The 22,259-nt window shown below is 45.3% G+C and carries 14 protein-coding genes and 1 pseudogene; 7 read left to right on the top strand and 8 right to left on the bottom strand.

Annotated features, from left to right (window positions below; translation table 11 throughout):
• Positions 1–285: 285 nt before the first annotated feature.
• From QUA16_RS25575 to QUA16_RS25585, 3 genes and pseudogenes are all read right to left on the bottom strand, one after another.
• The gene (locus tag QUA16_RS25575; RefSeq protein ID WP_333106588.1) at positions 286–1,539 is read right to left on the bottom strand and encodes an FIST N-terminal domain-containing protein; all 1,254 of its coding nucleotides are present in this window, start codon (positions 1,537–1,539) and stop codon (positions 286–288) included.
• Positions 1,540–1,573: 34 nt separating this feature from the next.
• The gene (locus QUA16_RS25580; RefSeq protein WP_333106589.1) at positions 1,574–2,803 is read right to left on the bottom strand and encodes a transposase; all 1,230 of its coding nucleotides are present in this window, start codon (positions 2,801–2,803) and stop codon (positions 1,574–1,576) included.
• Positions 2,766–3,408: pseudogene (locus tag QUA16_RS25585) on the bottom strand (IS607 family transposase). The gene QUA16_RS25580 and the pseudogene QUA16_RS25585 overlap by 38 nt, the downstream one beginning before the upstream one ends.
• An 803-nt stretch (positions 3,409–4,211) precedes the next feature.
• Here QUA16_RS25585 and QUA16_RS25590 point away from each other — a divergent pair.
• The 3 genes from QUA16_RS25590 to QUA16_RS25600 all read left to right on the top strand — a co-directional run bounded on the left by QUA16_RS25590 (position 4,212) and on the right by QUA16_RS25600 (position 7,191).
• On the top strand, positions 4,212–4,448 hold the full coding sequence (locus tag QUA16_RS25590) for a Calvin cycle protein CP12 (protein ID WP_190662788.1): 237 nt from the start codon (positions 4,212–4,214) through the stop codon (positions 4,446–4,448).
• 400 nt (positions 4,449–4,848) lie between these two features.
• On the top strand, positions 4,849–5,469 hold the full coding sequence (locus QUA16_RS25595; RefSeq protein ID WP_333106590.1) for a DUF3177 family protein: 621 nt from the start codon (positions 4,849–4,851) through the stop codon (positions 5,467–5,469).
• A 267-nt stretch (positions 5,470–5,736) separates the two neighbouring features.
• Entirely contained in the window at positions 5,737–7,191 is a 1,455-nt protein-coding gene (locus QUA16_RS25600) for a hypothetical protein (RefSeq protein ID WP_333106591.1), read from the top strand.
• 247 nt (positions 7,192–7,438) lie between these two features.
• Here QUA16_RS25600 and QUA16_RS25605 read toward each other — a convergent pair whose 3' ends face one another.
• Positions 7,439–7,678: a hypothetical protein gene (locus QUA16_RS25605; protein WP_333106592.1), complete on the bottom strand. Its 240-nt coding sequence runs from the start codon at positions 7,676–7,678 to the stop codon at positions 7,439–7,441.
• 162 nt (positions 7,679–7,840) lie between these two features.
• On the opposite strand from QUA16_RS25605, the gene QUA16_RS25610 reads away from it, so the two are divergent.
• Together QUA16_RS25610 and QUA16_RS25615 are read left to right on the top strand one after the other, a co-directional pair.
• A complete protein-coding gene (locus QUA16_RS25610; RefSeq protein WP_333106593.1) occupies positions 7,841–8,122 on the top strand; it encodes a peptidoglycan-binding domain-containing protein in 282 nt (93 codons plus the stop codon).
• Between the two features lie 214 nt (positions 8,123–8,336).
• Positions 8,337–8,609: a peptidoglycan-binding domain-containing protein gene (locus QUA16_RS25615; protein WP_333106594.1), complete on the top strand. Its 273-nt coding sequence runs from the start codon at positions 8,337–8,339 to the stop codon at positions 8,607–8,609.
• A 48-nt stretch (positions 8,610–8,657) separates the two neighbouring features.
• Here QUA16_RS25615 and QUA16_RS25620 read toward each other — a convergent pair whose 3' ends face one another.
• Entirely contained in the window at positions 8,658–12,053 is a 3,396-nt protein-coding gene (locus QUA16_RS25620; protein ID WP_333106595.1) for an ATP-binding protein, read from the bottom strand.
• Positions 12,054–12,686: 633 nt separating this feature from the next.
• Between QUA16_RS25620 and QUA16_RS25625 the strand changes: the two genes are divergently transcribed.
• Positions 12,687–12,986, top strand: coding sequence for a DUF7734 family protein (locus QUA16_RS25625; protein ID WP_333106596.1), 300 nt, complete (start codon positions 12,687–12,689; stop codon positions 12,984–12,986).
• A 92-nt stretch (positions 12,987–13,078) separates the two neighbouring features.
• On the opposite strand, the gene atpC is transcribed toward QUA16_RS25625, so the two are convergent.
• From atpC to QUA16_RS25640, 3 genes are all read right to left on the bottom strand, one after another.
• On the bottom strand, positions 13,079–13,486 hold the full coding sequence (gene atpC, locus QUA16_RS25630) for an ATP synthase F1 subunit epsilon (RefSeq protein WP_333058306.1): 408 nt from the start codon (positions 13,484–13,486) through the stop codon (positions 13,079–13,081).
• A gap of 176 nt (positions 13,487–13,662) precedes the next feature.
• Positions 13,663–15,120, bottom strand: a complete 1,458-nt coding sequence (gene atpD / locus QUA16_RS25635; protein WP_242716789.1) for a F0F1 ATP synthase subunit beta — start codon at positions 15,118–15,120, stop codon at positions 13,663–13,665.
• Positions 15,121–15,246: 126 nt separating this feature from the next.
• Positions 15,247–16,047, bottom strand: a complete 801-nt coding sequence (locus QUA16_RS25640) for a PEP-CTERM sorting domain-containing protein (RefSeq protein WP_333106597.1) — start codon at positions 16,045–16,047, stop codon at positions 15,247–15,249.
• 1,056 nt (positions 16,048–17,103) lie between these two features.
• Here QUA16_RS25640 and QUA16_RS25645 point away from each other — a divergent pair.
• Positions 17,104–22,259: two-partner secretion domain-containing protein (locus tag QUA16_RS25645; RefSeq protein ID WP_333181436.1), on the top strand; the 5,156-nt coding region annotated here is incomplete at its 3' end.

A 22,259-nucleotide genomic window follows, 5' to 3' on the forward strand; every position in this document is an offset into this window, starting at 1 on the left:
TCAGTCAACAGTCAACAGTTAACAGTCATCAGTCAACAGTCAACAGTCAACAGTTAACAGTCATCAGTCATCAGTCAACAGTCATCAGTCATCAGTCAACAGTCAACAGTTAACAGTCATCAGTCAACAGTCAACAGTCAACAGTTAACAGTCATCAGTCATCAGTCATCAGTCAACAGTCATCAGTCATCAGTCAACAGTCAACAGTTAACAGTCATCAGTCAACAGTCCTCAGTCAACAGTCAACAGTCAACAGTCATCAGTCAACAGTCAACAGTTCACAAATTATGAATTTTGGCGGCAAATCCCGAATACAGAGGTGTAGCCGTGCAGAAATGTGCTACCGCCGACGGGGCCGATTTCGCCGTTGCAGAAAAAGCCGCTCAGCGGGATGTTTTTGAGGTATCGGCCAAACAGTCGGGAGTCAAAGTTCGATTGGCCGTAAAGCCCTTCACCGCGCCCCAGACAAGAGAACATCAAGGCGCCGGCGCTGGATGTACCACTGTACTCGGCGGCCCGCTGATAGCGATCGAGCAGCATTTCTAGGTCTTCTGCGGAGGTGCGCGCGTCCCGCAGGTGAAATTGGATGCGCTGTCCGGGACGGACTCGATCGCCGATCGCAATTGCTCCCACTTTCGGATCTACTCCCAATAGATTGCGGATTAAAAAATCTCCCGGCTCTAATGTCAGCTTGAATTCATCGCTGACTAAGCCTACAAATAACGAGTGCTGGGCTAATTCTCGGTCTTCTTCGCTCAAAGTTTGAACTAACTCTCGCAACGCCTCTAAGGGCGAGCGCTCGATGCCCGCGCTGCCCGTATCGTCGGTTTGTTCTTCGAGTTTCAGCAAAATATTCCGCTCTCCTTCCGTCACCCGATAAGGATGCCCGATCGGCCTGCAGCCTTGAGCTACGATCGTTTCCAAAACTATATTGCCGCTCAAAGCTACCCCAACCGTCCCTTCTCGGTAAAGCTGATAGTCGCAAAACAGCGCCGCGCCCCTGCCCGCACCGTCCCCCCCAGCTAGCCCCCCTACCTTCGCCGCGCCCGGATAGGCATAATCTAGCCCTTGCAGCAAATCGTTAATTTTTGCGGAAAACGGGTCTGCCAAGATGATGAACTGCGGTTCTTCCAGGGCCGGCACGCCCAAGAGATCCACCCAAGTATCCGGGGGACTATCTAAGTCCGGCAGTTCTTCTGCACCTACGTGAAAAGTTCTGACATTCACTCCCGGCAAGCGCGCCAGACTGAGGCTGACTGCGGGAGATCCCTCGACTTCTTCGGTGATGCCGCCCCGGTTCGTGCCGATAACTCCTCCCCCGCCACAGCCTAGGATCGCGGGCACTGGCAGCATTTCTCGAAGTAAAGGCATCAGCCGAGAATACTCGCTGGCAAAGGCAGACGAGATAAATATCAGCGCTAAATCAGCCTGGCCTTCTAGCTCGCGATCGGCTTGTTCTATAACTTCTTTGAGGGCGGATTCCAAAGAGGGACGGGTTGATAAAGCGCTGACCCACTGCATTTGGTTTTGGGTGTACATAAGGCAAACTTCTCTATAAAACTATCTGATACTTTTAATCCCGACCATCCCCGACAATCGGTGAAAATCTAAATATAGCACACTCATCAGACACGTCTGAGAGTGTGGTGGTATCCCACAAAGCTTTGAGGAAAATTCCCAAAGCGCCATTAAAATCGCGGGGTATTTCATAACCACAATTTCGGCATCTAAAAGTTTTAAAACCACCCAACTTTTTATGAATATGACCGCATTTTGTACAATTTTTGGAAGTATATTCTTCAGTTACTCTAACCAATCTCGAACCGTAACGATTACAGAGATGTTCCAAAGTTTGCGAGAACTGATAGAATGCCCAAGTCATCATCGCTCTCGCCGACTTAGAATTAAGCTGGCGACTTCCTCTTGCCACCATTTGAGAGGTTTCAAAAGTAGGCAAGTAAATAACATCATAGTTTCTGGCTAAGTAACTTGCTACTTGTTTGTGAATTTCAGACCGGAGATTTTTAATTTTCGTCCTCACCCTTTCCCTAGCTTTTTTCAATCGATAGCGCAACCTAGAAAACTCGCTACCTTTCGAGAGGCTAAATTTTGATTGCATTTTGTCCAAGTGTTGACATAACCTAGCAATCTTTCCCAAGTCATGCTTCCCGAATTCGGTAAAATAATTGCCATCAAATCCTGTCAATAAACAACGCAGTCCGGGGTCAAGTGCGATAGTTTTACCACCATTTTTGGGTTCTGGAACGTCCATCTCTACGGGCATACTTACGAACCAACGTCCTTTATTGTAGGTGACTTCTACGGCTTTGTCGTAGTTAATTAAGCAGACATCTTGCCCAGTCCAGAGAGGTTTTTCTAGACCTTTGCTAGCATTGACCATTAGATGACCGTTCTTGTAGTCACCCGGATCGAACTGAATAGTCTGTTTTTGGGATCGGATCGATCTGAATCGAGCTAGCTTTAATCCGGCTAGAGGATTGCTTTTTGCCTTTTTTCCTTTACCTATGTGAGCGGGTTGTTTATCTGTTTTCTTCCAAGCTGTGTAAGCCTCGAAAAGGGCATTGTCCAAACCGTGAGCGATTCCTAGTTCTTTGCACCACTCAGGGATTATCTCGCAACCCAAGGTTTTACAAAAACTCCGAAAAGCTTGCTTGCCTGAAGTCTTCAAAACTGGCCGCTCAGTCTTTTTGTCTACGGCGTAATAGGTGAACTTTCCTTGGCGCTTATTGAGGTAGGCGATCGCATTATTGTAAACTTTGCGATTGGCATGAATTCTCAACATCCAGACTTTCTTCGTCTCCCCCTTTGGGTAGACTCGGTACGTCAGAGTCTTCAATGATTTGCTTTTTATACTTCCTGAGTCCGTAGAGCCGACAACTGAAGACGTGGATGATTGCGAGTATGTCTTCAACCATTTCTCTTTCTGGACTAAGTGAACTATTGTTGAGAACCAAAATTTTACACCCGCCCCGCTCTGCAAACCATGAGATAAGATCGAACCCGAATCGGCACAGTCTATCTTTTGAGGCAACGACAACCATTCCGATGTCGCCCGTGTAAATGTGTTCCAGTAAGGTGACAAGACCTTTTCTTTTGAAATTGAGTCCGCTCCCGATATCTTGGATGATTTCACATCCGGGGTAGCGAGACAGAAGAAAGTCAGTCTGTCGTAGAAGGTCGGCTTTTTGACTTCGACTGCTAACTCTGGCGTAGAGGATGGTTGGTTTAGTAGATGGAATATTGACAACTGAGTCACAGTCGTACCGTCGCTGTCCTGACGGTGTTCTGTACGCTTTGATTTTCCCTTCTTTTTCCCACCGCTAAGCGTGTTTTTGAACATACTCCGAGTCGTTGAACAGCGATTCTTGGTGGTACATATTTGGACATATTAGGTTTTTCTGTGTAAATCACTCCATCCTACAGCCATTGTCGAGGTTTTTAGGGAAATGTCTAAGAAAATTCGTACTAGGGATTACTCTATACATTAGGCTAACTGGAACTGGCCGCTGGGGGGACGCTATTCTTGGGCGATCGATTCTCCATCGATCGCCGTTCTTGTGTTAACATAAGTTAACATGAGTGTCCCATTAATCTGTTAACTGTTAAATGCCGTGTTCAGCTAAATCTTAAAAGATAAAGCTCAATACAGTTTGACACACCAACCTCGTGTAATGTTTTCATCAAAAGTAAGGTTGGCTCGACCTACATTGATGCCTGTGGACTAGAATCCGCCTACGGGCTAGTAAAGCAGGGAGTAGAGACGGCTAATGCGCTCATACTTATGGATGGTTTCTCTCTGGGCTGCAGCAACAGTCGCGCCTCTCAAGCTATTATTAGCTGGGGTCGCCAGACCGCAACAGCACATCCAACCCAAACTAACATCCAAAAAGAAAACCTTTCTTACTTAATAAGGTCAACGACCCAGGTCTAAAGACACGCTCGCTTCGAGCCTTTGACTTAAACCACAGTTGACCAGCCTCAGACTTTAGAGGTCTACGTTTTTTGAGTTATGACACCAAGCTGCTGCTTAGCTAGTCCCTTGCTCTGTCGTTAACGGTTAAACATCTTTATTTGGGTTAAGGACGTGCCGTTAGCCGAACAAGCTCACTAAACAAAGGCGCGTGCTAACATTACCTAGAAATAGGTCGGGGACAACCATATTCTCCTACACTTTCCTACCAACAATTTTTATGACAACAACACCCGCAGGCAACATCCAAGAAAAAATTGAAGAAGAACTAGAAAGCGCTCGTACCGTCTGTGACCTCAAGGGCGCAACTTCTGGGGAATGCGCGGCGGCGTGGGACGCAGTTGAAGAACTGCAAGCAGAAGCTTCCCACCAAAAGCAAGTCAAACCTAAGAATTCTTTTGAAAAATTTTGCGACGACAATCCTGACGCTGCTGAGTGCCGCATCTACGAGGAATAAACGAGCCATTTAGCTCTATGCCTTCCCTCCCGCGCCGAAATCTAACTTTTGGCGCGGGAGAATTTTATTTGAGGGGTTGAGCCTTTAGGTAATGGCGAGATTTGCCCTCTATCCCCATACGGTTCAAATCCGCCAGCTTCCCCCTCGCCCCCATTGGGGGACAAGAATTTGCTCTTGCGTCCCCCAAGGGGGGCGAGGATGGGAAGGAGATATCTGAGGAATCAACAGTTTTAACTCAAGCGTATTGTCGTCTATCGTGTCTCAAGTACCCTTCAAAGCGCGCCAAGTACCTTAGAAAAGGTAGCAGTAACTAAAACATTAAGACCTTGTTCTGGTTGCTGATTTTTTAGCATTTTTGTAGTAAAATTTGTGACTAATAAGTGAGTATATTTTCCCAAAGATGTTGAGTCTTTTATTGGCAGCCACCGGGCCTTGGTTTCAACCGCTAGTCTGGATGGATTACCGGTTGTCTGTGTTATTAACAATTTCGATCCCGCTGGTAGTGCTGATTTGGGCTGTTGTGGCAAAAGCTGAGCCGATCGTCCGTTTGTCAATTATTTATTGGCGGGTGGCGAGTTTGCTGGCAATTACACTTTACCTGATGATGGCTGCGCTGCCTGTGAGCTTTGTGTCGTCGGTGATTGCCAGGGCCTTAATTCCTGCTAGTCTGTGGTTTTGGGAGGATTTAAACGAAGAAATTGCCGATCGACCGCAGTCGCCCCTGAAACTGGCTTTTACAGCTTGGCGGTGGGCGATTACTGTTTACAGCGGTTTGGGCGCTCTAGCTCAACTTCCCTTCTTAAGCTGTGCTTTTAAATCGCAAATTCAGGTAATTGACGAACCTTTTTGCCGCATTTGGTTAGACCCACCTTGGCTCTATAAACAAATGTTTCACCCTACGGCAACCCCTCAATTTTTAGGATTGTTGGGTCTGATAGGTTTAGTGATCTATGTAATTTACTTCTCATACTTTGTGCTTATTAGACTAGGAAAACAGGGGAGGTCAGCTACCGGAAATTAAGTTTATTTGAAGTTAGTATTTCCCTCCTAAATTGCAGCTAAAGTATTTCACAAAAAGCTCATAAATCCCAAATAAAAACAGCCGGGGCGCATCTAGGACAATCAAACTAACAGCAGGGTGGCTGACGTGACCAGCCCAAAAACGGATACAAGCCGTGGACTCCAGTCGTGGATATCTAAAAATTTTAGACGAAGGTTCCAGCTTCCAGATTCATCTGTGGAGTAAATCTAAAGTCTAAAATTTAAAATCTAAAATCGACTGACAGCAATGTTATTGGGAAAGACTGTGATGGATAGCAAACAAGCCTACTTACAGTGCTTAGAAAGGCTGATTTGGGCGATCGATCGCCTGGAAGCAAAAGTCGAACCAAGTGAACTCGCTCGGATTGCCGAACTGATTGTTCAGCCGATGATGGGGCCCTGGCGGTTTTTTCACACTCCCGAACATATTTTTGATGTGGGGGGAGATGAAGACGCGATCGAGGTTTTGGCAGCTTTATTTCACGATACCGTCTACGTGCAAGTCGATCGCAGCATTAACTTTAACGTCAGCTACTACATCACTCCTGTTGCAAAAGAGGTTAACAAACAACTACAAATTCGAGATCGATCTGAACTGCCGGCGGATGCTATTTTCGAGATGGTAATGCTGGTATTCAATTTTGTACCGGGCGAAGTCCTCAATCCTTTCTCCGGACAAAACGAATTTCTCAGCGCTGTGGTAGCAGCAAAAGCTCTAGAACCATTTCTCAAACGCGAGCAATTGCTTCAAATTGCAGGCTGCATTGAAGCAACAATTCCTTTTCGCGTCGCCGATTCTGGAGTAACGGTAAGCCAGCGCCTTTATGAGCGATTGCAAGCAATAAATAGCCTGTTTAACCTTAGTTTGACTGACGATGAAATGCGGGAAACGGTCAAAAAAGCTGTGCGAATCTCTAACCGGGATGTGATGAGTTTTGCTCACCATAGTTCAGCCCATTTTTTGGCAAATACCTGGAATTTACTGCCGGAAACCAATCACAATCTCATCTCCTGCGGTTTTTACACGGTTCGCGACTACCGAGTTGCTTTGGTGAAGATGGAAGGTTTTCTCAATTATCTCAAGCCAGAGATGATTTTTCGGCAGTTTGAAGGATATCCAGACGATCGCACCTATCAGCGCTGGGAAACTACTGCTAAGTACAATCTCGAAATTGCGAAGCTTTATTTGGGGTGCAAACTGGCTGCCCTAGCCCTGCTAGAAGCTCTTTCTTCGGATGTGGGGATTGAGGTTTCTCTGGCGATGATGACGGGAGGAATTCCGGATCGAGATCCTAACTGCGTGCGCCTGGAAAGCTTTTTTCCCGAAATAGAGAAACCTTATAAACCTAAAATTAGTTTAGAAGCGGAAGTATTGAATTTATTAGAAAATGGGCGGGCTAAAAGCAATTCTAATACGGATTTGGAGAGTTCGCCCCTGACAACGTTTGTGGTAAAAATTGTTGGCTTTGACGAAATGCGCTATCAGTGCGATCGAGCTAAGGAATTTTTTCGAGAAAATCTCAACGCCGACGACTTTATTTCCGACTTTAACCCGATAGTTACAGAAATTGTCATTGATTCAATTCTCAAGTTGTTTGACAGCCGGAAATCTACTATCTACCGATACTACGATATCACTTCTAAGTTAAAGTCGCAACCCCAGAGCAATTTTCCCGATCGCCCTTTTCGATCGCATGGTTAACTAGCTTTAAATACAGTATTTTTGCCTCCTCTAGATAAAAAACTATTACTCACCTTATAAGTAATTGGACAGAATTAATTACACACTGATTTTTTGCTGATTCTTTACTAGACAAGGCTTGTAGCCCAAATTTTTGTGTAATTAATTGTGTCCTACTACTTACAAGAGTGCAGCGATTACACCGTGACAGGATTGATTGCCTAGCCACCCTACGTCAATCTGGCTATCCATCCCGACACCAACAGCCCTACAGATATGGTGTGGGGCTTCCGGCCAAGATGCTAAAAGTTGATAAAAAATGGAAATTCGCTGGGAGCATCTCATATTTGTAAAAATACTTCTTCTGGCTCCTTCCTTCTTCTTCTTCTTTCCTTCTGCCTCTTTCCTTCTGCCTCCTGCCTCCTGCCTCCTGCCTCAAAGCTCCAATTTCTAGCGGAGGGCTGCAAAGGTGAGATGCTCCCAATTCGCTGCTGTTTGCCTTTGACAATTACTTTGTACAAAACGGATTTGATAGCTGGCTGTCACTCATCTGAGCTACCCCACATAAGCGTCACTATAAAAAGCGACTGTTAAAGCACTTCCCCCCACAGCTACAACTGGGGAATAGCAAGTTCAAACGACTTGCCAACCACTAATCCCCAATCAAACCATGCAAACCACAAATTCAATTTACGCTCAATTGCCTCTTTGCTCTTCACTGCCCACACTGAAACGAAATAATAGCACCACTGCCAATCAAAACGTGCGCTATCTCCAACAATCCTTAGTTAAAAAGGGATATTCCGTCGCAACTGATGGATTCTTCGGCCCAAAAACCGAACAAGCAGTCATCAAATTTCAAAAGGAAAATAAGATTGCTGTTGATGGCATTGTCGGCCCTCAAACTTGGAGTCTATTAGGCGCTTGTTATACAGGTGAACCCGGATGTTAAATCCAAGTTAACTAATCCTAGGCGCACGGCTAGCAAGAAACTGGGTTTTTTCACAGAAATACTTCCTTTCCTCCCCCAGAAACGCTAAAAAAACTGGTGGTTGAGCGAAGCCGAAACCCCGTTTCTGCCAGTCAAGAGTGCCAGGACTATTAACATCATTTCCGCACTTCTCTGCTTTCAAACAACTTGCAAACAACCAATGGAGACTCAAACCATGCAAACCACAAACGCAATTCATATGGAATTACCTTCCTGCCGTTATTTTCCCCTACTCAAACGCAACGATGGTGTCACCCAAAATGAGGACGTTCGCTACCTCCAGCGGCTCTTGAACGCCAGCGGATTTTCCGTAACTACTGATGGAGGATTCGGCCCGAAAACCCAACAAGCAGTCATCAATTTTCAAAAGCAACAACAACTCGTCGCTGATGGCATTGTCGGCCCTAAAACGTGGAATAAATTGGGTGTTTGTACAACTATATTTTAAAGTTTGTACAACCCTATTTTAAACATAGTAGGGCGTGCTGTGTGCGCCCTATTTCTCCGTCGAAGTTTCCACCCCACACCACCCATCCGGGGCGCCGTACATTCGATACTTGCGAGAGCGTTGGAAATACAGCATTGCTACCCGATCGTCCGGATTGATTTGTAAAATATTCTGAAATACTTTTTGGGCTGCCACAAATTTTTGCTCGTAGTAAAAATTGAGAGCTTCTTGAAAAACCTCCGCAGTTTGCTGCTTGAGTACAATGCTCTCCTCTGTTTCTGTCTCGTAAATTTCAAACACCGACACAGCATTTGTCTTTCCTTTCACCATTACTCGATCGACAAATCTGTACTTATATTTTTCTGGATCGTCGAGGCGATCGATAATTGCACCGCTAACTAGAATGCCCGCGCCGTAAACCTTAGTCAATCCTTCCAAACGAGACGCGAGATTCACCGCATCAGCAATCACGGTACTTTCCATCCGTTCTCGCTCGCCAATTGTGCCCAACATCAAATTGCCCGCGTGCAAACCGACGCCGATCGCGATCGGAAACAAGCCATTTTTTTGTCGCTGCTGGTTATAGATATTTACTTCTTTCTGCATATCAATTGCTGCTCGCACACCATCTTCAGGAGATGTAGGAAACAGTGCCATGACCGCATCTCCAATGTATTTGTCAATAAACCCGTTATTTTTCCTGATTGCAGGGCTAACCCTTCCCAAATAAGTATTAATAAATGCAAAATTTTCATCCGGTGTCATCTTTTCCGAAAGCGCCGTAAACGAGCGAATATCAGCAAACAGCACTGTCATATCTCTTTCCTGATGTTCCCCTAATTTTACTTCAATAATACTCGGCTTTTCCAGCAAGTTTAGAAAATCGTGCGGCACAAACCTACCGTAGGCTGCATTCAGTTTTGCTAGGCGAATTTGCGTGTTAATTCTCGCCAACAATTCCTTTTTGATAAAAGGTTTAGTTACATAATCATTTGCTTCTAAGTTAAAAGCTTCTACCAAGTCGGTAGTGAGATTTTTTGCCGTCAGCATCAGAATCGGCATTTCTAAAGGCGAGTATTTTTTGCGAACTTCTCGACACACTTCATAACCGGTCATCTGCGGCATCATTACATCGAGTAAAATTAAGTCGGGCTTAAATCCTGATTCAATCAGATTTAAAGCTTCTAAGCCGTTGCTCGCTTGAGTAATCTCGTAGTTTTCTACAGAAAGACTGTTGATGATGACATGAATATTAATCGGCTCATCATCAACTACCAAAATTTTTAATTTTTCACTTTCTAGCAAGTCGCTATTGTCTGATACAGGAGAATTTATTATAGATGATGGGCGGGCTAGTTCAGGAGTGATTAAAATGCGAGGTCCCTCGGTTAAATGCGGCTGTGTGCTGCTAAATTCCGGCTGACTCTCAGATACGGGCAAAGTAAAGGTGAATTGGGAACCGACGCCTACAGTTGAAGATACCGAAATTTTACCTCCGTGCAATTCCACTAATTGCTGGGCAACCGTTAACCCTAAACCCGTGCCGCCATATTCTCTAGCAGTGGAACCGTCAGCTTGTTCAAAGGATTCAAAAATTCGCTCTAATTTATCTTCGGGGATGCCAATACCGGTGTCAGATACAGTAATGGCTAATTGTGAGTTAGACGGTGATTGTGCGTTGCCCGTTACCAATTCTGCTGAAATTTCAACTCTGCCGCTTTCGGTAAATTTAATCGCATTGCCGATTAAGTTGTAAAGTATTTGCTGCAAGCGATTCTCGTCGGCTGCTATTGGTGGCAATTCAGGATCTACTGAGTTAATCAACTGCAAGTTTTTTTTGCCTACTAATGGCTGAGACAAAGTGAGAATTACAGAGACTATTTCTCGAATACCGACGGACTTAATTTGCAGTTCAATCGTTTTGTGTTTGAGCTGAGAAAAGTCCAGAAGATCGTTAATTAAAGAAGACAATCTTTTGCCAGAGGATGAAATCAAAGCTAAGTTAAAATTTGTTGGTTCTGGCAGTTGTCCGGTAGCCCCGTCTATTAAAGATTCTGCAATCCCAATAATGCCGTTGAGGGGAGTGCGGAGTTCGTGGGAAGTATTGGCTAAGAATTCGTCTTTTAGTTTGTCGAGTCGCTGCAATTCGGTATTTTTAGTTTCTAAGGCAGTAAAAGATGCTTGCAGTTGTGCTGCCATGCTGTTAAAAGCAGCGGCAAGTACGCCCAACTCGTCGGAGCGATCGAGCTTTACAGTTTGGTCAAATTGTCCTTCTGATAAAGCTATTGCTGCATTTTTTAATTTTATAAGAGGTTTTATAATCCAGCGAGAAGTGAGAATTCCTAACACAGTTGCCATGCCCAAAGCTGCCAGACATAGTAACACTGTAGTTCGGTTGCCCGCATTAATTTGTTCCATAAAGTCGGCTTCTGGAACGACGACGACAATTAGCAAATCTAAACCCTTGTCGTCTTGGAATGGCAGGATTTTTAAAAATTTATGCTGACCGTTTATCTCAACATTTAGTTGCTGTGGTTTGGTAATTTGGTTCAAGTTTTGAAAGTGAATTTCTAAATATTTAGCTGTAGTTTGCGTTACTGCATCGCTGCTTTCTGTAACTTTAAACAGTTCTTTTTGACCGTTTTGGGTGCGGAAAGGTTTTTCGGGTGTGGAAGTTGCCAGCAGGGTGCCGTTTCTTTCGATAATAAAAGTTTGACCAGATTTACCTATTTTGAGGCTGTTTAAAAATTGACCGATACTGTCGAGACGCAAAGCAGCAATTAATACTCCTTCTAGCTGTTTCTGGCTGTTGTAAACTGGTTGCAGCGCGCTGAGGAGCAAGGTGGGTTCTAGGAAGGATATATAAACTGAACTCCAAGTTGGTTTTGCTTCTAGAGCCGCATAGGTGTAGGAAGGGTGCTGTCGGATGTCGAAGTTTTTGACGGTGGCTGCTACTTTCGCGCGATCGCCCCTATCATTAGTATTGTAAGAATAAAAATCAAAATTTGTAGATGGGCCCGATGCGTTAATCAATAAAGTGCCGTTAGACATCTTTTCGCCAGTGCGATATTCTCCATCTGAATTAGCGATCGATGTAAAATTGATATAAGGATATAATTGCACTTGTCGCCACAGATACTTTTCCCAAGCTGACAAGTCTTTCATGTTCACAAAACCCAGTTTCACCGCATCCAGCTTGCTTTGATTGATTTGGTGCGGAGTTTGCAGATAAGTTCTCAAATTTTGCTCAATGCGATTGCTCACCTCCCCCATCAATTGATCCGCAAGGTCATTAACAGCTCTTTGACTGTTTTTAAATGATAAATATCCCACCATTCCTACCGCTGCAAATACTTGCAAGACAAAGGGAACTATGAGTACAGTTTGCAGGGTAACTTTTCTGGAAAATTTAGCACTTAAACGGTTGAGAGAAAGATTTGACATAGCAGTAATTTAGCTTAAAATTATTAGTTTATGTTCGGTTCTAAGCTCCACCAGTCTTAAGACTTGTAAACACTTTTGACCGAGAATTGCTGAACAAAATGAGATAAATTGAGCTGGGAGACCAGAAAACGGGTTTTCCAGGTATCTTGAACAATTCTAGCCTTGGCCGCTCAACATTGTCCTAAACCGATTCAAATAGAGATAAGTAGCAGATAAATGTGCGGCACGCTACAATAAAAATGTTATGTTTGGTTTTTGGTTCATACATTTCAAGCACCGACACCGCACATTTTTTACTTTTTACCAGAATGAGATTGACAAATCCGTACATATCTTGTTTTTCGATAGAGCAGACAAGCAATTATTGTTTAATGAATCCTCATGACAATGGAAACGCTGTTTTGTATCGAGTGTAAAATAGGAGTACAATTTTCTGAAAAACTCCTTGTGGTTGGATAGGTTAAAAAATGTTGATTCCAGATAAATAATTGGCTAAATACTTGGCTAGCAGTCTCTGAAATTGGCTACTAAATCAAGGTATATTATATCTCACATCGGGCACAATTTTATTGTAGGCCGTTACTCCTAGCCCGGGCGAAAGGTTAAATTTTAATCCTCAACAACTTATCTATTATGGCTGACTCTATTGCTCGTCGCTTGGAACAATACACGGTAAAACGATCGCACGAAGTTTTAATCGTCAAGGCCGAAATTGACGGCGAATTCGATGAAATTGCTATTTTTAAAGGCTTTTCTAGCTCTCTGACGCGATCGACCGCGAGCGATCCAGAGGTTCCTGTTTTGCCGGAGGAAGCAAAAATTGTCAGTGTCGATCGCGTGGAGAGTCCCTACAATCCAAATAACCCCCGCTATCTTCAGCAGGGGTTATCTTGGGAAACCATGCAATCTCTATTGTCCGAGGCCGGAGTTTAGCTCTCGCATTAGGGACACAACGCGAGAAAAACAGCAGGGACACAACATTGTTGCGTCCCTACTACAAAAGCACTATGTCCTTACCCTGAGAGCTAGAGCGTGCCGCCGGCTGCTTGGAAACGAGCTCTCGCGCGTTTGATTGCTTGCTTAGCTTGAATTTGCTCTTGCAAAGTGCCGGTAGTAGCCTTTTGCAAACGAGCTTCTGCTTCGGTGTAAGCAGTACGAGCAGCTTCTTTATCAATGGTTTCGCCTTTTTCAGCGCCGTTGACAAGAATAGTAACTTTGTTTTCTTGGATTTCTGCAAAGCCGCCCATCAGAGCAATAGACACCCATTCCTTACCGGGACGGACGCGCATCACTCCAGTATCCAAAGCTGTCAACATTGGAGCGTGACCGCTCAAGATACCCAGTTGGCCTGTGGTGCTCGGCAGAATTACTTCTTCAGCATTAGAATCCCAAACAGTTTTGTCTGGGGCCACTACGCGCACAGTTAATGTCATAAATTGTCAGTTGTCAGTTGTCAGTTGTCAGTTGTCAGTTGTCAGTTGTCAGTTGTCAGTTGTCAGTTGTCAGTTGTCAGTTATCAGTTGTCAGTTGTTACCAATAACCAATAACTAATAACCAATAACTAATAACTACTGACAAATGACTACTGACTACTGACTACTGACTAAAATTACTTGGCGTCAGCTTTCATTTTTTCAGCTTTGGCGATCGCCTCGTTGATATCGCCCACCAAATAGAAAGCTTGTTCCGGTAATTCGTCAAGTTCGCCAGCCAAAATCATTTGGAAGCCCTTAATGGTGTCTGCCAACTTGACGTACTTGCCGGGGGAACCGGTGAACACTTCAGCCACAAAGAATGGTTGAGACAAGAACCGTTCAATTTTGCGAGCGCGAGAAACCGTCAAGCGGTCATCTTCCGACAGCTCATCCAAGCCCAAAATCGCAATAATGTCTTGCAATTCCTTATAGCGTTGCAGAGTAGACTGCACCTGACGAGCAACACCATAGTGCTCTTCGCCGACAACGCTAACTTGCAACATCGTAGACGTAGAATCCAGCGGGTCAACAGCCGGATAAATCCCCTTCGCAGCCAAGCCGCGAGACAACACAGTTGTAGCGTCCAAGTGAGCAAAAGTCGTAGCCGGTGCGGGGTCAGTCAAGTCATCCGCAGGTACGTACACAGCTTGAACCGAAGTAATCGAACCTTCGGTAGTCGAAGTAATCCGTTCTTGCAAGTCGCCCATGTCTGTACCGAGAGTCGGCTGATATCCCACAGCCGAAGGCATCCGACCCAACAGAGCCGATACCTCAGAGCCCGCTTGCACAAACCGGAAGATATTGTCAATGAACAGCAGCACGTCTTGCTTGCTGACATCGCGGAAGTATTCGGCCATCGCCAGAGCCGACAGGCCCACGCGCATCCGAGCACCAGGCGGCTCGTTCATTTGACCGTAAACCAGAGCAATTTTTGATTTGCTGCGGTCTTCTTCGTTAATAACCCCCGACTCGATCATTTCTTTGTAGAGGTCATTGCCTTCGCGGGTGCGCTCGCCCACACCACCGAACACGGACACGCCGCCGTGAGCCTTGGCGATGTTGTTCACGAGTTCCATCATAATCACGGTTTTGCCGACGCCTGCGCCGCCGAACAAACCGATTTTGCCGCCGCGACGGTAGGGGGCCAGCAGGTCAATCACCTTGATCCCAGTTTCAAACACCGAAGGCTTGGTTTCCAGTTCGGTGAAAGCCGGCGGGTTGCGGTGGATGGGCATACTTTCGGAAGTATTGACCGGGCCGAGGTTGTCTACGGGTTGACCGATGACGTTAAAAATCCGGCCGAGAGTTGGGATGCCGACGGGAACTTGGATCGCTTCCCCGGTATCTACTACTTCCATGCCGCGCACCAAGCCGTCGGTGGTACTCATGGAAACGGCGCGCACTTGGCTGTCTCCGAGCAGTTGTTGAACTTCGCAGGTAACGGCAATGTCTTGACCTGCTTCGTTTTTGCCGGAAATCGTGAGAGCGTTATAGATTTGGGGCAGTTTGCCGCCTGGGAATTTTACGTCTACAACCGGCCCAATGATTTGGGTGATGTAGCCTACGTTCGTTTTTGTTGCGGTGGATACCATGAATAGTGCCTTTGTTAGGATGCTATTTTTCCCGTTATGGAAAAAGTCTTAACATTTAGAAATGCTATTTCTCAGAGTACCACTGAACAGACGCACTATTTAGATTTGTATGGGGCTGGTTAAGAGTCATTTTTCTTGTTGCTGCCCTCGCTTTTTTTTCCTGCGAGCTGCTGCCAAAGCCCCGACCCCCAGCATTGTGCCGAATACTGTGACTGGTTCGGGGACTAACTCAGCCGACAGGCTAAAGTTTTGAAAGTCAACGTCATTTCCTTTGCTGCCATCGTCAAAGGAAATCTTTGTACCCTTAGCGAGTTGTTCTGTTGTCGCAGATTGAAACTGCTCTGGGCCCTTGCCATCGTTGACGGTGCTAAATGGATTGCTGGATTTGTAGTTGAGCTCAAAGTCGCCAAACACGGCTTGCTGGCATCCAGTTGTCAGACATTCAATTCTGCTGAATTTGGTGTCGGCGGCGAACCAGAGGCTGCTGTTCATAAAGGTGCTGCTGGAGACGTATTGCTCGAAGGGCTTGCCAGTGCCGGTGTCGCTCCAAAGCAGGAGGGCGTAAATTTGATCTTTGAGAAAGGTGAAGCTTTGGGTAATTTTGCCGTCTGGGGATGTGACAGCGTTGCCGAAGGTTCCTTCTCCCTTGTTGGCGGAGCCGTTATCTGAGGGTTTAATTTCGTTAAACAGACTGGATATGTTGGTGTAGCCATTGTTTTGTGGCTCAGCTTGGGCCACCCACAAGCTGGATTGGTAATTGCCGTGAGATTTGTCGAATGTAAAATTGATGCTGGTGTCTTGATCGAACTGGATGCCGCTCGTGCCAAACATGAAAGCTCGGACGGGCGTGCAGATGCTGAGCAACATTGTGGTTGCCAAGCTGGCGACTGTAAAAGATGTTTTTTTGACTAGCGTTAAGGTAGTCATAACCCTGATTCCTCCAGTATTGTTAGGTAGTAAGGCCCAAAATGCCCTAAATGCCATGTTGCCGTGACGCGAATAGACGATCGCGAGCCTGCGATATTTAGGACGATCGTCAAACCTAAAGAAGAGGCTCCACACCAGTAAATCTACATACCGATCTTACTTAAGGGTGTTTTGGAGTAAATGAGTGCTTCTTCTAAGAGTTTTCACTGACACCAGATTGACACAGTTTAATCTGTAAGAGCAAGATTTTCATCCTGCCTAGACTTCCAACCTACTACATTTACTTGGTTTCGGTAACGGTCTAAAGTTGAGTGCAAGACTTGCAAATATTGGCTTTCATCAAAAATACATAAAAATTTTAATCGAGCTTTATAAAGTTTTGGTAAAGATCCTCCAAAAAATATAAAGTTTTTGAGAGAATTTCGGCTGTTGGGTTCGTTGATCCTCAAAGCGCGCTGCCAACTGCTCGCCGTATGCAGAAAGAAGTGGCGGCGACCGCGAGTAGGGTGGTGAGCGAGTTTTTTGCCACTCTAAGCAATCTGTATAACATGCGATCGGTACTTACGTAGTTTTGACTAAAATTCATAGTTTTTTAAACCTCTAACCCTCGCATTCCGCGCCATATTTTCACCAACAGTCCCGGACGCTTTAACCGGGTTTTTTAAGGTATTTGGGTCAGGGAAGCAGTGAAAGTCAATCGATTTTAGATTTTAGATTTTAGATTTTAGATTTTAGAATTGAAGCCTTGATCCCACGGAGAAATTCGGGGGCTCATTTATCGGATACAGGTTTTTTATTTCTGGACGGATGAATTACGTGGCGGGTATCCTGGATGTTTTCGGTAAAAAAAAGAAACCAAGTTTCATTTCCCGCGCCTGATTCCTAGTAAAAAAACTGTTTTTACGTAAATCGTAATAATTAAAAACATACATTTCCTTGTCCCTCCTAATTATTCGGTCACTAAAAATAGGCGGCTCCTATTGACATGAGGAATTTTTAGGAGTAAATATAGGATAGATAAATACGATCGCACTTTAAGCACCATCTTTAAACACAATGACAGCCAACAAACTACATTTGCTCGGATGGTTATTCATTGTTAGCTGGCTGAGTGCAGCGGCGGGTTCGGCAAACGCGCAACCCATCACCCCCGCACCCGACGGCACTAACACAGTTGTTACTCCCAGCGGCAACCGCTACGACATTTCCGGGGGGGCCTTCAGCGGAGATGGGGCTAATCTTTTTCACAGTTTTACTCAGTTTGGCCTCAGCGAGGCTCAAACGGCTAACTTTCTGACCAATCCCAATATTCAAAATATTTTGGGAAGGATTACTGGGGGTAATCCTTCTTTAATAAATGGCTTAATTCAAGTTACGGGCGGGAATTCCAATTTATTTTTGATGAATCCGGCTGGCATAATTTTCGGGCCGAATGCCAGTCTCAACGTGCCTGGATCTTTTAATGCTACTACGGCGACAGGGATTGGTTTTGGGAACAATCAGTGGTTTAGTGCGATCGGCAATAACAATTGGGCAACTTTAATCGGGACACCGAATAGTTTTGCGTTTACAAATTTGCCAGGGGGAAGCATTGTTAATGCCGGCAATTTGACGGTGGCATCAGGTCAAAGTATAAGTTTGATTGGCGGTACGGTTGTCAATACTGGTCAACTTGCGGCTCCCAGGGGAAATATTTTGATTAATGCTATACCCGGTCAAAATTTAGTAAGAATTAGCCAATCAGGTCACTTATTAAGTTTAGAAGTTAAACCACTTGCTAATGCGGGGGTCTTGCCGAATACTTGGCCAGAACCAGTGCTATCTTTGCCACAATTATTAACGGGTAAAGGCTTAGACAATGCCATCGGATTGACTGTTAATAGTAATGGACAAGTGACACTTCAGGGTTCCCCTCTGCCAATTACAGTCGGAGATATACTAGCAGGGCAACTAACCGCCGGTAACGCCAATTTATTAGCTGAAAATAACCTAATGCTGGTGGAAAGTCAACTGCAAACAACCGGAGACTTGAATTTATTTGCTGGCAATGCGATCCAAGTCAGGGATAGTCAAGCTAATCCATTTATCGCACAAGCGGGAGGACGGCTTTATCTGCAAGGGAATCAAAGGGTTGATATTTTTGCTTTAAATCATCCTGCAAGCGGTTTCTTTTCAGGTGGAGATATGGTGTTGCGTTCTGGCAATACTATTGGCGGCGATGCTCACTATACAACGGGTGGAAATTTCCGCATTGAACAATTAGATGGAAGTTTAGGAAATTTATTTAGCCCTTACGATCCGGTGGTACGAGCGAGCGGAGATGTAACTTTCAATAGTTACACGGGAGCTTCACTACATATTTTTGCAGGCGGTAGTGTTAACATTCCTGGAATTGTCACAATTAACGCGACAGACACAGCAGCAAATTCCATTTCTGAGATTGTTACTTTATCAGATGCGACAACATTGGCGATTGATGGTAGCGTGCAACCAACTTTAGATATTAGAGCAGGAACTCTTGCTTTTGGAACACCCGGAATTACAGGAAGTACAGCGGGTTTCTTGCCTGTACCAGGGACGGGTGGGACTGGAACGAGTGCGAACCTTACGATTGGTGGTATCACGATCAATGTTCCCAATGGACAAGTTTTTTTAACAAATCAGTACAGTCCTAATACATCATTAACGGGTGGCATAATTCAGGTGGGTGGGATTGGTGTCGGCAACGCCTCTGGCAATGCTGGTTCAGTGACAATTGACTCTCGCAGTAACATCAACTCAACAGGAGGTATTAATAGTGAGAGTGCTAATAATTTATCTCCCATTAATGGTGGCGCTATCAAGCTAATTGCTACAGGTAATATTGCCACAACAACTTTAACTTCGCGTGCTTTTCCTTTTGGTATTGGTGGTCCAATTACTCTAATTAGCACGGGAGGGACTATTGACACAGCTACCGCCCCAGGATCGAATATATCTACAAACTCACCTCAGGGGCCTGCGGGGGATATATTAATTCAAGCTAACGGTAATATTACTACTAGCGTTATAAACGCAGGATCGAGTGGCCCGGCAGGTAATATTACGGTTAATAGTTTAACGGGAAACATTGATACCACATTCTTATCCGGTACTATAGATGCTTTTGGTTCTGGGAATAGTGGTAATATTTCTCTCACGGCCGCAGGAAACATCACCACTAATAATATCAACTCCCAGGCTACTTCGGGAAATGGAGGAGCGATCGCCCTCTCAACTACGGGTGGTAATATTACTATTGGTAATGTGAATTCTTTTTCATCAGGTGCAGGTACGGGAGGTAACATCACCCTCTCTACCGGAGGAACAGGTGCGATCAACACTACTGGTGGAGCTCTATCTTCCCGTTCCACTTCGGGAAATGGAGGAGCGATCGCCCTCTCAACTACTGGTGGAAACATTACTACGGCTATTCTCAATTCCCGTTCATTAGGTGCAGGTAATGGAGGCAACATCACCTTCTCTATTACCGGAGGAACAGGTGTTATCAACACTGTTGGAGGATCGCTAAATTCTGGTTCAACTTCAGGAAATGGCGGTGCGATCGCTTTTTCGACTGCTGGCGGAAACATTACTACTACTACTCTGAATTCCCGTTCAACAGGTGCAGGTAATGGAGGCAACATCACTTTCTCTGTTACTGGAGGAACAGGTGCGATCGACACTACTGCTGGAAGTCTGGATTCCTCTTCCAATTCAGGAAATGGGGGTGCGCTCGCCATTTCCACTTCTGGTGGTAACATCTCCACTAACGCTCTAAATTCTCGTTCATCTGGTGCAGGTACGGGAGGGAATATTACCCTCACTGCGGGAGGAACAGGCGCGATCGACACCACTGCTGGACTTGTGGATTCCAATTCTAGTGTAGGAAATGGAGGAGCGATCGTCCTCTCAACTACTGGTGGTGGTAACATTTCCACTGGTAGTATATGGTCATTGGTAGCATCAGGAGGTGCAGGTAATGCAGGAAACATCCTCCTCTCTGTCACAGGCGGGAATGGTTCTATCGATACCAGTGTTGGAGATATAATTTCCACTTCTGTGGCAGGAAATGGAGGTGCGATCGCCCTCTCAACGACTGGTGGTAACATCACTACTGGTTTTCTCTATTCCCGTTCAAATTCAACAGGTGCAGGAACAGCCGGAAACATCACCCTCTCTGTCACCGGAGGAACAGGCGCGATCGACACCACTGCTGGAACAGGGCTGAATGCCACTTCCAATTCAGGAAATGGAGGCGCGATCGCACTTTCAACTGTTGATGGTAACATTACCACGGATGATGTATGGTCATTTTCAGGATCAGGCATAGGTAATGGAGGAAATATCAGTCTCTCTGTTACCGGAGGAACAGGCGCGATCGACACTACTGCTGGATCTGTGAATGCCACTTCCACTTCAGGAAATGTAGGCGCGATCGCACTTTCAACTACTGGTGGAAATATTACCACTGGCGATCTGGATTCCCGTTCTTATGGTGCAGCTAATGGAGGCAACATCACCCTTTCTGTCACTGGAGGAACAGGTGCGATCAACACTACTGCTGGATCTGTGAATGCCACTTCCACTTCAGGAAATGGAGGTGCGATCGCCATTTCAACTGCTAATGGTAACATTACTAATGGCGATCTGATTACCGGTTCCTCCGGTGTAGGTAATGGAGGGAACATTACCCTTTCTGTCGCCGGAGGAACAGGCGCAATTAACACTACTGCGGGACTGGTAGATGCCACTTCCAATGCAGGAAATGGAGGCGCGATCGCACTTTCAACTGCTGGTGGTAACATTACCGGTGGTGCGCTGGATTCTCGCTCATCAGGAGCAGGTACAGGAGGTAACATCACCCTTTCTGTCACGGGAGGAACAGGTGCGATCGACGTTGCTGGAGGATCGCTAACTTCTGGTTCAACTTCAGGAAATGGCGGTGCGATCGCCCTCGGAACCTTCAATGGTAATATTACTACTGGCAATCTAACTTCTTCTTCTTCTGGTGCAAGTTCTGGAGGAAACATCACCCTAAACTCTGGTACAGCAAATACTATTCTTAACGGTTATCTCGACACCGTAACCGCCGCAGGAACTGCTGGTAATATTACTCTTCAATCACCTGTTGTACTAACTCAACCAAATATTGCCCTAGTAACATCAGGAACTACTACCAGCGGCAATGTTACCTTTAATAGCACCCTCAACGGCACTACAGCAAACACTGAAAATTTATTAATAAATGCAGGTGCAGGTAACGTCACATTTACAGGCGCGATCGGTAGTATTACACCATTAGGAAACATCAACGCCAACAGTACAGCAACCACTACATTTAATGCCGTCAATGCTGCCACTGTCACCACCAACGCTGGCGGTACAACTCAACTCAATAGCAATGTCACAACTACGGGTGCTCAAACTTATAACGATGCCGTCACCATTGCCAATAACCCCGTTTTAACTGGGAATGGTATTACCTTTAATTTTACCTTAGATGGTAACAGCGATATTACTGCCAATGCTGGTGCATCAAATCTAACATTTACGGGTGCAGTAGGCGGCACAACTGCATTAGGAAACATCAACGCCAAAAGTACAGCAACCACTACATTTAATGCCGTCAATGCTGCCAGTGTCACCACCAACACTGGCGGCACAACTCAACTCAATGGTAATGTGACAACTACAGGCAGTCAAACTTATGGAGATGCTGTCACAATTGCCACTAATCCGATTATTTCAGGCAGTGGCGTTACTTTCAATAATACTGTTGACGCCAATAGCATTGGCAGCGACTTGACCGTAAATGCGGGTGCTGGTAATGTTACATTCACTGGTGCAGTTGGCAATACCAAGGCATTAGGAAATATTACCGCTAACTCTACAGTCACAACCGCATTTAATCAAACAGTCAATGCCGCGAGTTTGACTACAGATGCTGGGGGTACAACTGAACTAAAAGGCAATATCACTACAACTGGCGCTCAAACTTATGGAGATGCTGTCACAATTGCCACTAATCCGATTATTTCAGGCAGCGATATTACTTTCAATAATACTGTGGATGCCAGTAACATTGGCAGCGACTTGACTGTAAATGCGGGTGCAGGTAATGTTACATTCAATGGTGCAGTTGGCAATACCAAGGCATTAGGAAATATTACGGCTAACTCTACAGGCACAAC

The sequence above is a fragment of the Microcoleus sp. S13_C3 genome (genome assembly GCF_036700905.1).
GTDB lineage: Bacteria > Cyanobacteriota > Cyanobacteriia > Cyanobacteriales > Microcoleaceae > Microcoleus.

Excerpts from the sequence above, each read along its gene's own strand:
- QUA16_RS25575 (WP_333106588.1), bottom strand. The coding sequence starts at position 1,539 with ATGTACACCCAAAACCAAATGCAGTGGGTCAGCGCTTTATCAACCCGT.
- QUA16_RS25580 (WP_333106589.1), bottom strand. The coding sequence starts at position 2,803 with ATGTTGAGAATTCATGCCAATCGCAAAGTTTACAATAATGCGATCGCC.
- QUA16_RS25590 (WP_190662788.1), top strand. The coding sequence starts at position 4,212 with ATGACAACAACACCCGCAGGCAACATCCAAGAAAAAATTGAAGAAGAA.
- QUA16_RS25595 (WP_333106590.1), top strand. The coding sequence starts at position 4,849 with ATGTTGAGTCTTTTATTGGCAGCCACCGGGCCTTGGTTTCAACCGCTA.
- QUA16_RS25600 (WP_333106591.1), top strand. The coding sequence starts at position 5,737 with ATGTTATTGGGAAAGACTGTGATGGATAGCAAACAAGCCTACTTACAG.
- QUA16_RS25610 (WP_333106593.1), top strand. The coding sequence starts at position 7,841 with ATGCAAACCACAAATTCAATTTACGCTCAATTGCCTCTTTGCTCTTCA.
- QUA16_RS25615 (WP_333106594.1), top strand. The coding sequence starts at position 8,337 with ATGCAAACCACAAACGCAATTCATATGGAATTACCTTCCTGCCGTTAT.
- QUA16_RS25620 (WP_333106595.1), bottom strand. The coding sequence starts at position 12,053 with ATGTCAAATCTTTCTCTCAACCGTTTAAGTGCTAAATTTTCCAGAAAA.
- QUA16_RS25625 (WP_333106596.1), top strand. The coding sequence starts at position 12,687 with ATGGCTGACTCTATTGCTCGTCGCTTGGAACAATACACGGTAAAACGA.
- atpC (WP_333058306.1), bottom strand. The coding sequence starts at position 13,486 with ATGACATTAACTGTGCGCGTAGTGGCCCCAGACAAAACTGTTTGGGAT.
- atpD (WP_242716789.1), bottom strand. The coding sequence starts at position 15,120 with ATGGTATCCACCGCAACAAAAACGAACGTAGGCTACATCACCCAAATC.
- QUA16_RS25640 (WP_333106597.1), bottom strand. The coding sequence starts at position 16,047 with ATGACTACCTTAACGCTAGTCAAAAAAACATCTTTTACAGTCGCCAGC.